This window comes from Bradyrhizobium betae (assembly GCF_050632175.1).
Classification (GTDB): domain Bacteria; phylum Pseudomonadota; class Alphaproteobacteria; order Rhizobiales; family Xanthobacteraceae; genus Bradyrhizobium; species Bradyrhizobium betae_B.
The window spans coordinates 5,980,832-5,993,822 of the sequence record NZ_CP192576.1 but is presented as its reverse complement, the minus strand read 5'-3'; the positions used below and the strand labels follow the sequence as shown (position 1 = coordinate 5,993,822).

General features: G+C 65.6%; 11 protein-coding genes and 2 pseudogenes. 4 read left to right on the top strand and 9 right to left on the bottom strand.

Features of this window, described 5'->3' with window-relative positions; translation table 11 throughout:
* The first annotated feature begins 252 nt into the window (after nucleotides 1–252).
* The 4 genes and pseudogenes from ACQ86E_RS28750 (at nucleotide 253) to ACQ86E_RS28735 (ending at nucleotide 4,104) form a co-directional block, all read left to right on the top strand.
* A complete protein-coding gene (locus ACQ86E_RS28750; RefSeq protein WP_431202850.1) occupies nucleotides 253–474 on the top strand; it encodes a hypothetical protein in 222 nt (73 codons plus the stop codon).
* Nucleotides 475–864: 390 nt separating this feature from the next.
* Nucleotides 865–2,212, top strand: a pseudogene (locus tag ACQ86E_RS28745) (caspase family protein).
* Between the two features lie 28 nt (nucleotides 2,213–2,240).
* Nucleotides 2,241–2,735, top strand: coding sequence for a hypothetical protein (locus tag ACQ86E_RS28740; protein WP_431202849.1), 495 nt, complete (start codon nucleotides 2,241–2,243; stop codon nucleotides 2,733–2,735).
* Nucleotides 2,736–2,886: 151 nt separating this feature from the next.
* Nucleotides 2,887–4,104 (top strand): hypothetical protein, encoded by a 1,218-nt coding sequence (locus ACQ86E_RS28735; protein WP_431202848.1) that lies wholly within the window; start codon nucleotides 2,887–2,889, stop codon nucleotides 4,102–4,104.
* Here ACQ86E_RS28735 and gmk read toward each other — a convergent pair.
* The 9 genes and pseudogenes from gmk to ACQ86E_RS28690 all read right to left on the bottom strand — a co-directional run bounded on the left by gmk (nucleotide 4,037) and on the right by ACQ86E_RS28690 (nucleotide 12,658).
* Nucleotides 4,037–4,696, bottom strand: a complete 660-nt coding sequence (gmk, locus tag ACQ86E_RS28730) for a guanylate kinase (protein ID WP_431202847.1) — start codon at nucleotides 4,694–4,696, stop codon at nucleotides 4,037–4,039. The two genes, ACQ86E_RS28735 and gmk, sit on opposite strands and share 68 nt — an antisense overlap.
* A 3-nt stretch (nucleotides 4,697–4,699) precedes the next feature.
* Complete coding sequence (locus tag ACQ86E_RS28725; protein ID WP_431202846.1) at nucleotides 4,700–5,587, bottom strand: YicC/YloC family endoribonuclease; 888 nt, start codon at nucleotides 5,585–5,587, stop codon at nucleotides 4,700–4,702.
* A 116-nt stretch (nucleotides 5,588–5,703) separates the two neighbouring features.
* Nucleotides 5,704–6,975, bottom strand: a complete 1,272-nt coding sequence (mltG, locus tag ACQ86E_RS28720; RefSeq protein ID WP_431202845.1) for an endolytic transglycosylase MltG — start codon at nucleotides 6,973–6,975, stop codon at nucleotides 5,704–5,706.
* Between the two features lie 125 nt (nucleotides 6,976–7,100).
* Nucleotides 7,101–8,366 carry a beta-ketoacyl-ACP synthase II gene (gene fabF, locus ACQ86E_RS28715; protein WP_431202844.1) on the bottom strand — a complete coding sequence of 422 codons (1,266 nt, stop codon included), beginning with the start codon at nucleotides 8,364–8,366 and terminating at the stop codon, nucleotides 7,101–7,103.
* A 109-nt stretch (nucleotides 8,367–8,475) separates the two neighbouring features.
* Complete coding sequence (locus ACQ86E_RS28710) at nucleotides 8,476–8,715, bottom strand: acyl carrier protein (RefSeq protein WP_006020277.1); 240 nt, start codon at nucleotides 8,713–8,715, stop codon at nucleotides 8,476–8,478.
* A gap of 310 nt (nucleotides 8,716–9,025) precedes the next feature.
* Nucleotides 9,026–9,763, bottom strand: a complete 738-nt coding sequence (gene fabG / locus ACQ86E_RS28705) for a 3-oxoacyl-[acyl-carrier-protein] reductase (protein WP_431202843.1) — start codon at nucleotides 9,761–9,763, stop codon at nucleotides 9,026–9,028.
* Between the two features lie 12 nt (nucleotides 9,764–9,775).
* Nucleotides 9,776–10,735 carry an ACP S-malonyltransferase gene (fabD, locus tag ACQ86E_RS28700; protein WP_431202842.1) on the bottom strand — a complete coding sequence of 320 codons (960 nt, stop codon included), beginning with the start codon at nucleotides 10,733–10,735 and terminating at the stop codon, nucleotides 9,776–9,778.
* A gap of 188 nt (nucleotides 10,736–10,923) precedes the next feature.
* Nucleotides 10,924–11,950, bottom strand: a pseudogene (locus ACQ86E_RS28695) (fatty acid desaturase family protein).
* 3 nt (nucleotides 11,951–11,953) lie between these two features.
* Nucleotides 11,954–12,658, bottom strand: a complete 705-nt coding sequence (locus ACQ86E_RS28690) for a TetR/AcrR family transcriptional regulator C-terminal domain-containing protein (RefSeq protein WP_431206585.1) — start codon at nucleotides 12,656–12,658, stop codon at nucleotides 11,954–11,956.
* Between the last annotated feature and the right edge of the window lie 333 nt (nucleotides 12,659–12,991).

Genomic DNA, 12,991 nt, shown 5'->3' with positions numbered 1-12,991 from the left:
CGGGACATGGTACGATCCGATATCGGAACGCTGGATCGCGCCGCGACAGATACGCCGGGACGCAACATCGCCGTCATCGAGCGCAAACCACGTCCTCGAGTTCGAGCGAACGCTCGAAGTCCAGCGCATCTGGCGCGCGCTCGTCGATTGCTGCGCGCGCGATTGAATGAGATGGCGGATGACCTGTCGAATGCCCCGGCGCCTGCAGCACGACGAAGGAACCCGCCGTCGCCCGCGCCGTTATAACCCCGCATGACCGATTCCACCTCACCCGCAAAGCCCGTCGCAACCGCGATACGCTATCTCTCGATCATCGTTGGCTGCGCTTGCCTGCTGCTGGCCGCGATCTGCATCGCCATCGCGTGCCAGGTCTTCGTTCAGACCGGCGTATTTGCACAATCCTACGCGATGGTGGGACTGATCAGCGCCGTGCTGGGGCTGCTGGCGCTGATGCTGGCACGGATGTGGAAGTAGGCGCCCGCCGCCACGAGCTGGATTGCATTGCGACGAAACGCACAGAGGCTGCGGTAATGCTCCGCGATCCCACGGGCAAAACACCCCGTCAATCTCCTCGCGCACACGCGAGCCCCTGCTGATCAGGCGGAAACGTCCGTGGACGGAAAAGTCGTGTGGTCCGGGCGCCGGGGGTCTGTGCGTCAAGTCCAGCCGGCCTTCCCTGCGCCATTTGGCCTCCAACGGGCGGCAAACGACAGTAGGACTCAGGGGCAGAACCTGCCGCGAGATCGCGGCGTCATGGCGCCCGCCCAATGAGTTGCGGACAGACGCAAACCGTACAGAATGTCGCACCGCTTTTCGCCCGCGCGCCGGGCTGCTAGATTGGCGTCATTATTTTGGGGAATTTTGATGCGCGCGACGATTTTCAATCGCGTTGCGGGGGTGGCGGCGCTGATCGCAGCCACGCTTGCTGCCGTGACACAACCGGCATCCGCCGAGAAGCGCATCGCGCTGGTGGTCGGCAACTCCGCCTACAAGAACATCACGCCGCTCGACAACCCGTCCAAGGACGCCAGCCTGATGGCGGAGACGCTTGGCTTGCTCGGCTTCACCCTGGTCGGCGGGCGCGCCCAGCTCGATCTCGACAAAGGTGCGATGGACCTCGCGGTGCAGAGCTTCGGCCGGCAGGTCCAGGGCGCCGACGTCGCGCTGTTCTACTATGCCGGCCATGGCGTACAGGTCGCGGGCTCCAACTACCTCGTGCCCGTCGGCGCCAACCCGACGCGCGAGGCGGACGTCGATTTCCAGATGACCGACGTCAATCTCGTGCTGCGCCAGATGCAGGGATCCGGCACGCGCCTCAACCTCGTGATCCTCGATGCCTGCCGCAACAACCCGTTCGGCTCACGCGGCTTACGTTCCTCGGACGGCGGCCTTGCGCAGATGCGCGCGCCCGAGGGCACGCTGATCTCCTACGCGACCTCAGCCCGGCAATGTCGCGCAGGACGGCAGCGACGGCCACAGCCCGTATACCAAGGCGCTCGCGGCGACGGTCCGGACCGCCGGCCTCGACGTGTTCCAGACCTTCAACCAAGTCGGCCTCGCCGTGAAGCGCGCCACATCGGGTGCGCAGCAGCCTTGGGTGTCATCCTCGCCGATCGACGGCACCTTCTATTTCGTCCCGCCGACGCAAACGGCGCCGCCCCAGGTCGCCGCGATGCAGCCGGATCCGTTGCCGGCGGAGCGCCTGCGCGCCGATCCGGACCGCGTGCCGCTGCGCGATGCCGCGCTGTTGAGCGAATTGAACGAGCGGCTCTACGAGCTGAATTTCGATCCTGACACCCCCGACGGCCTCACCCGTGCGATCACGAAACTGCAGCAGCGGATTTCCATGGCGCCGAACGGGGAGCCGACTGAGGGCCTGCTGCTGCGCATGCGCAAGATCGAGGATCTGAAGCCGTGGGGCTCGATCGTCTACGGACCCGACAGCAGCAAATGGGGCATATCGTGGAACCACGCCTCGCGGCGCGCGGCGGTGGCTGATGCGCGCGGCAATTGCACCGGCGCCAAATGCCCGATCGAGCTCTCCTTCTACGGAAAGAGCTGCGGCGCGTTCGCGATATCAGACAAATCCTGGTCGCTGGTCCAGCGTGACAGCGTCCAGCGCGCCAAGGACGCCGCGCTTGACGAATGCGGCAAGGCTGGCAAAGCTTGCCGGATTATCGGGTCCGTCTGTGCCGACGGCTCCGGCCGCTAATCCCTTTTGATTTTTGGATTGATCGCTCATGTCGCATGCTATCGCCCGGACGTTGGCTTTCGGCTCCCTCATCATCCTCGCTTCATCGTCCGCCTTCGCGCAGTCCGGCAGCGCCGGCGGTGCGATCGGCAATGACGAAAAGTCGCTGTCCGGCTCGCGCTCGGATCGGTCGGCCGAGCCAGCATCCCCGGCGCGCCGCAGCAAGCCGGCGGCTGAAGAGCGCGCGTCGCCGCGCCGGAGCGGTGGCGGTGGTGGTGGCGGTGGCGGCAGTTTCGACGGCGCCTGGGTGGTCGTCAGCGTCGGCTGCGGCGGCTCGACCTCCGGCGCGGTCGTCGTCACCTCGGGCCGGGTCATCGGGGAAGGGGTCAGCGGCAGCGTCAGCCCGAGCGGCTCGGTTCATACGTCCGGCGCGGGCAATGGTGTGACCTTCACGGGCGCCGGCCGCCTCTCGGGCCGCAGCGGTTCCGGAACCTGGCGCCGCTCCGACGGCTGTGGCGGAACCTGGACATCGACCAAGCAATAGCGCTCGACATTGCCTGCATGCGCGGTGGAACGAACGCGTCGCAGGCCCAATTCAAGCCACATCCTCTCCGGATTTGCGGCTCATTGCCACCTAACTCCTCGGCGAGAAAGGGACGGTAACGAGTTGCGTCATGCGTAATCGGGAGACCAGAATGGGCAACCGCACCGCGAAATTCATATCTGCGCTGGTTGGCGGCGTCATTGCAGGCACGCCACTGGCAGCCGTATCGCAGAATGCGCCGACGCCTGCAGCCGCAACAAGCACCGCGAATGCGGCAAGCGACTGCCTCGCTTCGCCGAAGGGTGCCGCGCCGCAGGGCCAGCATTGGTTCTATCGCCTCGATCGTGCGACCAAGCGGCAATGCTGGTACCTGCGCGCCGAAGGCGGCAAAACCACGCAAAGCGCGCAGGCGACGGCCGATACGCCGGTCGCAGCGCCAGCCGCACCGCAATCGGTGCAGAATGCGCGTGCCGAATACATCGCGCCGCAGGGAGCTGCCGCAGCCAGCGCCCCGGCCGCAGTGAGTGTCCCACCGGCAACGCAACAGTCCGACATCAGCGCGCAAGCGCCCGTCGCTACCGCACGCTGGCCCGACGCCGCGACCGCCACGCCCGCGCAACAGCCGGTGACCACACCTGCATTGACCCCCGCATTGACCGCCGCGCAGCCGAGCGCGAAGCCGGCAAAAGCCCCTACTCCGGTGACGCTGGCTTCTGCCGAAGCCCCCGCTGACAAGCCGACCGGCTCGTTGCAAACGCTGCTGCTCGTCATCGTTGGCGCGCTGGCGCTGGCCGGCCTGCTCGCCAGCGTCATCTATCGCTTCGCCGGCGGACGCGTCCGCGTCCAGACGGGCGACCGCCGCGTGAACTGGGATCATCGGGAGCCGCAGGATCAAGACGACAGCCGCGCGCCCTGGCTCGAAGCATCAACTGCCGCGGCGTCACGCGCAGAGCGGTCGCGGCCAGTGGACTTCGATGCAGCGCGTGCACAAGCCCCGCAGGTTGCCGCCTTCAGCAACGCGATCGCCAGGGTCGCAAGCCAGGCCCGACCCGCGCGCGCCGAGGCCGCAGAACCCGACGAAACCGAGATCCCGGTATTCACCGGAGAATTCGAGATCGAGACCCCGGCGCCTCAGCTCGCCGCCAACGATGTTCACGACGAAGAGCCGGCCGATCGCGATGACGATGCGCGCCATGACGTTGCAAACCATGACGTTGCGAACCATGACGTTGCCGTCGACATCGACATCATCACGGCGATGCTGGAACGGCTGGCACAGGAAGGGCCGCGCCTGTCGCAGCCTAGCCTTGAAGCTGGCCTTGAAGACCTCGCACGAAGCCCACGAGGCCAGTCCGCCGCTCGCGCTTGAGGCGTTCGGCCTTCAGGATCGACTGCACCTCCGCGAAGGCCTCGTCGACGTCGTTGTTGATCACGATGTAGTCGTACTCCGCCCAGTGACTCATCTCGTGGCTGGCGCGGCTCATGCGATTGCGGATCACCTCGTCGGAATCCTGCGCGCGCGAGTGCAGCCGCTTTTCGAGATCGGCCGCGGACGGCGGCAAGATGAAGACGCGAACCACATCGACGCTCGCCTTCTGGTGCAGCTGCTGCGTACCCTGCCAGTCGATGTCGAACAGCACGTCCTGCCCGGCCGACAGTGCCGCCTCCACCGGGGCACGGGGCGTCCCGTAGAGATTGTCAAACACGGTAGCCCACTCCAGGAGCTCGTCGCCCTTCACCATCGCTTCGAAGCGAGGCTTGTCGACGAACAGGTAGTCGCGGCCGTCGACCTCGCCGGGGCGCTTGGCGCGCGTCGTCGCCGACACTGACATCCTCAGGCCGGGCTCCCGCTCGAGCAGCATCCGCGAGAGCGTCGTTTTGCCCGCCCCCGACGGCGAGGACAGCACGAACATCAATCCGCGCCGCTCGACCCCGTCAGTTCCGTGACCGCCTGTCGTCATCGATCACTCCAGATTCTGGACCTGCTCGCGAAACTGCTCGACCACGTTCTTCATGGCGAGCCCCGTATTGGTCAGCTCGATGTCGTTCGACTTCGAGCAACAGGTGTTGACCTCGCGGTGAAACTCCTGCGCCAGGAAGTCGAGCTTGCGGCCGACCGGGCCGCCCTTGCCGATCAGCTCGCGCGCCTGCGCGATGTGCGAGGCGATGCGATCGAGCTCCTCGCGGATGTCGGCGCGAGTCGCGATCAGGATCGCTTCCTGCATCAGGCGGTCGGAATCGAAGCGGTCGGAGGTGTCGAGCAATGTTGCGATCTGCTCGGCGAGCCTGGCCTTGATCGCCTCGGGCTTGCGGCCCGGCGCTGCTTCCGCCTTCCCGGCCAGCTGCTCGACCTCGTCGACCCGCTGGATCAGGATCTGCCCGAGCGAGGTGCCCTCGCGCTTGCGCATCTCGACGAGTTCGGCGAGTGCCTTGTCGAAGGCTTCCGCCACGGCGGTGCGCGCAGCCTTGTCCTCCTCCTCGTCGCCCTCGGGCTCGGCGACCTCGACCACGCCCTTGATGGCGAGCAGGCCGTCGACACTCGGCGCGACGGCGTCGACCTTGCCGGCGATCATTGCGGCGGCCTTCAGGACGGCGTTGAGCACGTCCTCATTGACGCGGACGGAGGCAGCGGCGTTGGTGCGCTTGACGGTGAGATTGGCGTAGACGGTTCCGCGCGACAAAATCTCGCCGGCGCGCTTCTTGGCGTAGGCCTCGAGCTCGTCGAACCCCTGCGGCAGCCGCACCCTGAGGTCGAAGCCCTTGGCGTTGACCGACTTCAACTCCCATTCGAACGTGTACGGCCCGCTCGCGCCGTGGCTTCGGGCAAAGCCGGTCATGGACGACAGCGCCATCAGATCAAATTCTCCAGGAACACAGGATTCGCGAGGCCATCAGGCCACGCAGAATCTTAAGACTATTTTGCGGGAAAGTGTAATCCGCAAAGTCCCGCAGGCAGGTCTGCGCGAACCTAGCGCTGGACCACCGGCGGCAACGGCTGCACCGCGCCCTGGCGGGCCGGCGCGGGATTGGCGGGGCGCGCCGCCGGCGGCTTCTTCTGGTTGGGCCGCGCCGGCATGGCCGCGGTCGGCGTGTCGGCTGCGCCGGGCGCCGCGACGGCCGGCGGCGGCGCCTCCTCGGCCGGCTCGACCGTGTCGTTCTGGATCTGCTTCTCCATCGCGCGCAGCCTGGCGACGTTCTTCTGATGCGCGTCGTAGGTCTCGGTAAAGGCGTGCCCGCCGCTGCCGTCGGCGACGAAGAAGAGGTCGCGGGTGCGGGCCGGATTGGCGGCGGCTTCCAGCGAGGCGCGGCCGGGGTTGGCGATCGGGCCCGGCGGCAGGCCCTCGATCACGTAGGTGTTGTAGGGCGAGGGCTGCGTGATCTCGCTGCGCTTGATCGGGCGCCCCAGCGTGCCCTTGCCTCCGACGATGCCGTAGATGATCGTCGGATCGGACTGCAGCTTGATCTTCTGCTTCAGGCGGTTGACGAACACCGCGGCAACACGGCTGCGTTCGTCGGGCTTGCCGGTTTCCTTCTCGACGATCGAGGCCAGCGTCACCAGTTGCTCCGGCGTCTTGACCGGAATGTCCTGGTTGCGGCGATCCCAGATCTCGGCGAGCACGCGCTTGTGCGCCTGCTGCATGCGCTGGATCACCTGCTCGCGCGGGGTCCCGCGCGGGAATTTGTAGGTCTCCGGCAGCAGCGTGCCTTCGCGCGGCAGTTCGCGCACGCTGCCGGTGAAGATGTCGTTGTCGGACAGGCGCGCCACGATCTGCTCGGAGGTCAGGCCCTCCGGAATCGTGACGGCATGCTGCACCACCTTGCCCTCGACGATAGTGGCGATGACGTCGCGCAAGGAGGCATTCTTCTGGAACGAATACTCGCCGGGCTTCAGGTCCGAGCTCGCCTTCAGCGCCGCGACGCTGGCGATGAACACCCACGGATTGACGTCGGTCACGCCTTCCCGGTTCAGGGTCTCGGCGATGTCACGCTTGCCCGCGCGTTGCGGGATGTTGACGATCTTGTCGTCCTTCAGCGGACCCGGCGCCTCAAGCAGCTGCCGGCCGTAATAATACACGCCGCCCGCACCGATCATGGCGATGAGCAGGAGAGTGATGATGGCGTTGCCGACGATCACGAAAGGATTGCGGGCGCGGTCCGACCGCTTCGGCGGCGGGGGGACCTGCTCGGGCTCAAGCGCTGCCCGCGGACTCCGGGGCGAAATGGGCGGCCTTTCACTCATCGATGCAACCTGAATCCTGCCGGTTCAATCGCGGCCTGACAATCGTTTGTCGAGCCAATGCACGCGCCCACGGGGTATGACTATCGCCGAATACGGCAAAACGGTGGATTCGTCTCAAACGCAAACTAGTGAACCAGCCGCCGGAAGATCACCGACGCGTTGGTACCGCCAAAACCGAAAGAATTCGACAACGCGACGTTGACCTCGCGCTTCTTCGCCGTGTGCGGCACGAGATCGATCGCGGTCTCGACCGACGGATTGTCCAGGTTGATGGTCGGCGGCACGACATTATCGCGAATCGCGAGAATGGCGAAGATCGCCTCGATTGCGCCGGCGGCACCGAGCAGATGGCCGGTCGACGATTTGGTCGAGGACATCGCGACCATGGAGGCGGCGTTGCCGAGCAGGCGCTCGACAGCGCCGAGCTCGATTTCGTCGCCGAGCGGCGTCGAGGTGCCGTGCGCATTGATGTAGTCGAGATCGGATGCCGTGAGGCCGGCGCGCTTGAGCGCGGCCGCCATGCTGCGGAATCCGCCATCACCGTCGGGCGACGGCGAGGTGATGTGATAGGCATCACCCGAAAGACCGTAGCCGATCACTTCGGCATAGATCCTGGCGCCGCGGCGCTGGGCGTGCTCGAGCTCCTCAAGGACGAGGACGCCGGCGCCCTCGCCCATCACGAAGCCGTCGCGGTCCTTGTCGTAGGGACGCGAGGCCTTCTCGGGTGTGTCGTTGAAGCCGGTCGACAGCGCGCGCGCAGCGTTGAAGCCGGCAATGCCGATGCGGCTGATCGGGGATTCCGCGCCGCCGGCAACCATGACGTCGGCATCGCCCAGCGCAATCAGACGGGCGGCGTCGCCGACCGCATGCGCGCCGGTCGAACAGGCCGTGACCACCGAATGGTTCGGACCCTTCAGCCCATGCTTGATCGAGACGTAGCCGGACGCGAGATTGATCAGGCGGCCCGGAATGAAGAACGGCGACACCCGGCGCGGCCCGCGTTCCTTCAGGAGGATCGCGGTCTCTGCGATACCGTTGAGGCCGCCGATACCGGACCCGATCATGGTTCCGGTCGCGCATTTGTCCTCTTCGGACTCGGGATGCCAGTTGGCATCGTCGAGCGCCTGGCCCGCGGCCGCCATGCCGAAGATGATGAAGTCGTCGACCTTGCGCTGGTCCTTCGGCTCCATCCAGATATCGGGATTGAAGCTGTCGTTGCTGCCGTCACCACGCACGACGGTACAGGCGTATCTGGTCTGAAGATCGGAGACGTCGAAGGTCTCGATCGCGCGCGCACCGCTTTCGCCGTTGAGAATCCGTTTCCAGGTCGGCTCGACGCCACAGCCGAGTGGCGACACCATGCCGAGCCCCGTGACGACAACCCGCCTCATATCCGAAAACTCCGCATCGAAAGATTCACGGCCAATAACAAGAAACCGGCTGACCGCTGGTCAGCGGCCCGTCCGGTTTCAATGTTGTCCCCGCGAAAATTAAAGAGCCTTAGCTCTTCGCGTTCTTCTCGAGAAACTTCGTGGCGTCGCCGACGGTGAGAATCGTCTCCGCGGCGTCGTCCGGAATCTCGCAACCGAATTCTTCTTCGAACGCCATCACCAGCTCGACGGTGTCCAGACTGTCGGCGCCGAGGTCGTCGATGAAGCTCGCTGCGTCGACAACCTTCTCGGGTTCAACACCAAGGTGTTCGACCACGATCTTCTTAACCCGCTCGCCAATCTCACTCATTGCATAACCTCGTGTTGTTCCCTGTAGACCCGACCCCCGGGACGATACGAGCCGTCGTGGTCGTTGACTGCCTTCGCTTACGAACTTTGATTTGGCCCCACCTTAACTGATAGAGGCCCGGCGAACGACGGCCAAGGCTCCGCATCGCCAATATACAGGGTTTCAAAAACCTGCAATGGCGTTCTTTGCCCATCCGTTGAAGGTCCGGTTATCATACTTCAACTGCCTTGACTACACGCCTCATTTCGCTCCGGAAACGGCCGTTTGCCGCATCCCGCACCGCCCTCGCGGGCGGTCCGAGGAACGAATGTCAGATCATGGCCATGCCACCGTTGACGTGAATGGTTTGCCCCGTGACGTAAGCTGCTTCGTTCGAACTGAGGTAAACGGCTGCTGCCGCGATGTCCTCCGGCGTACCGAGGCGGGCGGCCGGAACTCTGCTCAGAATCGTTTCGCGCTGCTTGTCGTTGAGCGCATCGGTCATCGGCGTCTTGATGAAGCCGGGCGCGATGCAGTTCGCGGTTACGCCGCGCTTGGCGTATTCAGCACCGAGCGTCTTGATCATGCCGATCAGACCGGCCTTCGACGCGGTGTAGTTGCCCTGCCCGGGATTGCCGGTGACGCCGACCACCGAGGTGATGGCGATGATGCGGCCGAAGCGCTTGCGCATCATCAATTTGGTGGCGGCGCGCGCCAGGCGGAAGGTCGAGGTCAGGTTGACGTTGATGACCTCGTCCCAATCCTCGTCGCGAAGCTGGACGAAGAGATTGTCGCGGGTGATGCCGGCATTGGCGACGAGAATGTCGACCTGGCCCATCGCAGCTTCCGCAGCGGGCACCAGTGCCTCGACCTCGTCGGCCTTGGAGAGATTGCAGGGCAGCACGTGGGTGCGCTCGCCGAGCTTGCCCGCAAGCTCGTCCAGCACCTCCTTGCGCGTCCCCGAGATCGCGACCGTGGCGCCCTGCGCGTACAGCGCCTGCGCGATCGCGCCGCCGATGCCGCCAGTCGCGCCGGTGACGAGCGCCTTCTTGCCAGTCAGATCGAACATTCGAAGACTCCTCTAGGCCTGCTTCGCAGCGGCCAATGCATCCTTGGCGGCCGCAATGTCATTCGGTCCGCCGACCGCAACGCCGACGGCGCCGTCCGCAATGCGCTTGACGAGGCCGGTCAGCACCTTGCCGGCACCGATCTCAAAGAAGCGGTTGACGCCCTGCCCTGCCATATAGGCCACCGACTCGCGCCAGCGCACCGTACCGGTGACTTGCTCGACCAGACGGCGGCGGATCCCGTCGGGATCGGTGATCGCGCTCGCCAGCACGTTCGATACCAGAGGTGCGGCCGGCGGCTTGATCGTGACCTTCGCCAGCGCCTCCGCCATGGCATCGGCGGCGGGCTGCATCAGCTTGCAATGGAACGGCGCGGACACCGGCAGCAGCATCGCGCGCTTGGCGCCTTTCGTCTTGGCGATCTCGACGGCGCGATCGACCGCGGCCTTGTCGCCGGAGACGACCACCTGACCGCCGCCATTGTCGTTGGCGGCCTGGCAGACCTGGCCCTGCGCCGCCTCGCTGGCGACCGCGATGGCGGTCTCGTAGTCGAGGCCGAGCAAGGCGGCCATCGCGCCGGCGCCAACCGGAACGGCCTTCTGCATTGCGAGACCGCGGGTGCGAAGCAGCCGCGCGGTATCTGAAATCGTCAGGCTGCCGGCAGCGGCCAGCGCCGAATATTCACCGAGCGAGTGACCTGCGACGAAGGCCGCGTCCCGCCCGACGGAAAAACCCGCTTCGGCCTCGAGAACGCGCAGCGTGGCGACGGACACCGCCATCAGCGCCGGCTGGGCGTTTTCAGTGAGTTGGAGGGTTTCGGCCGGACCATCCCAGATGATGGCGGTCAGCTTCTCGCCAAGCGCGGCATCGACCTCGTCGAATACGGCGCGCGCCGCCGGAAACGCGTCGGCCAGGGCCTTGCCCATGCCGACCGCCTGGGACCCCTGCCCTGGAAATGTGAATGCTGCCGTCATCGGCGCTCCCTGCTTGTCGGGCGTGATCCCTGCGCGAAACCGGCAACCGATGACGCACGGCCTTAAGCCATGGTTCCTTGGGCCATGGTTTGGGATCATGCTCCAAAGGGGGCCGTAGACACTGTCCGGGGCCGGAATGTCAAGCCAAGATAGGAACTTCGCCCCCATTCAACCGGGGATGCGGCCCCTTAAAATCCACCATTGGCCTGGTTGGCATCGACCGCCGCCCCTGACTGCGCACGGCGCACGCTGCTGACCAAATGCCCCGGCCGGTCGTCGCGATTCGGCTTCGTCGTCGCAAGCCGCAGGACCGCCGCGTAGCCCGGCTGCACCTCCATGCGCCCCGCATGCCGGCTCTCGCTGAGCAGGCGATGGACCTTAGGCAGATTGTAGCAGGGAACGTAGAACAGCAGGTGATGCTCGAGGTGATAGTTCACGTAGTACGGGGCGATGAACAGACGGCTCGAGAACATTGGCATAGGTGGTACGGGTGTTGCGCAGGGGATCGCTGCTATCGGGCACGACGGCGTGCTCGGCGATGTTGCGGATGCGGGTGATGACCATCATCCAGGTCAGGAGCGGCACCAGCCATAGCAGCGGATAGGCCCACCACACGCCGGCCGCCGCTAGCGCCGCGAACATCCCAGCGTTGACGAGGCATTGCGGACCGAGCTTCTCCCGGAAATGCGCCGCGCGCTGCCGCAACGGCCAATCCTTCGGCCCGAGCGCATTGAGCAACTGCGCCTTGCGCTGCTGGTAGCCGGTCTGCCCGGTGATGTCGCGGATGAACTTGCGGCGGTAACTCAGCTTGGTAATCGGAAACGGCGCCGACAGCACGAGATCTGGATCGTCTTCCTGCTGGGTGCGCGCATGATGCTGCAAATGATAGCGCCGGTAGGCACGGGTCTCGGCGAAAACCGGATAGGCGCAGAACCACTGGCTGAGCGTCAGATTGGTTTTCTCGTCGGCGGACAAGCAGCCATGCGCGCCGTCGTGCATCAGGATCGCAAGCCCGAGCTGGCGCGATCCGATGATGGCCACCGCAAAAATGTAAGTCAGCGGATTGGGCCACCACGCGACCAAAGCGATTGCGCCTATGATCAGCGCCCAGGCATGCGCGATCAGCGCAACGCCCTTCCAGGTCACGCGCTGGCGCACGTCGGCGAGCTGGCTGTCCGTCAGGAAGTCGCGGGCACGCATGCGAAGCGCGGTCATGGCTTAACCCTCCTCATTCGAATTGCCTGATGTGTCGGGCTCGTCGACGAGGCGCAGGCGCGCAATATCGCCGGCGGATTTCGCCTGCTCGCCGAGCACGCGCAGCATCTCGGCGCAGAGCGCCTCGGGCGAACGGCCCATGGCATAGCCTTCGAGAATGATTCCGATGGCGACGGCCCAGAACCGCCGCGAGCTTTCGTCGGGCGCGCGCAGGGAGCGCCAGCCGTGGCGCGCGACCTGGCCTGCATAGGCCCGCGCGCCCTCGCTGTGCAGGCGCTCGATGGTGCGCTCGACCAGCGGCGCGAGATCCTGGCGCCGCCGCGTCAGCGCCAGCGCCTCGGCAAAGAAGGCGACCGAATCGCTCGCCGTCACGGTCTCGGCCAACGCGCGCGTGTAGTCCCGCGGCGTATGCGCTTTCAGCGCCGCCTGTTCGGTCGCCCGCGCCAGATACAGCAATTCGCGGCAGGCGCATTCGACGAACAGCGCCTCTTTGGTGCGAAAGTAATAGGTGATCTGGCTCGGAAACGCGTCCACGGCGGACGCGATATCGGTGATCGCGGTCCCGGATAGCCCGCGCTCCCGGAACAGCGGGCTCGCCGCGTCCAGCAGCAGCGACCGCATCTTGCGGCCGGCTGAGCGTGTGGCCCGCGCGGCATGCCTGGGGTCGCCGGCCGCCTCAAGCGGTTCCTGGACCGGCCGTTTCGCCATCATGTCCTCCCGTTGGTTTATTTGTATGACATACAAACAAATAAATCAAGCCGGCGTGGTATTGGAGGACAGGATCGGCCGAGCCGCCGGGGGCGATCTGGACCGAAAGCCGGCCTGCAACCTTGCAAAGCCGGCCAAAATCCGTATAACGCGCGCATCCGCAGACCCCGGCCGGGAGCTGAACGGACGGTCTCAGCAAATCATTCGTGATTTTGGTGTGGCAGGGCCAGTCGGCCCGTCGTCCCGTGTTTCCGCCTTCTGAGCTTAATCCCAGAGTCCTTTCCGAAGGCCTCTTAAGGGCTTGACGCCGGGCGATGCGCCAACATGAGGAAA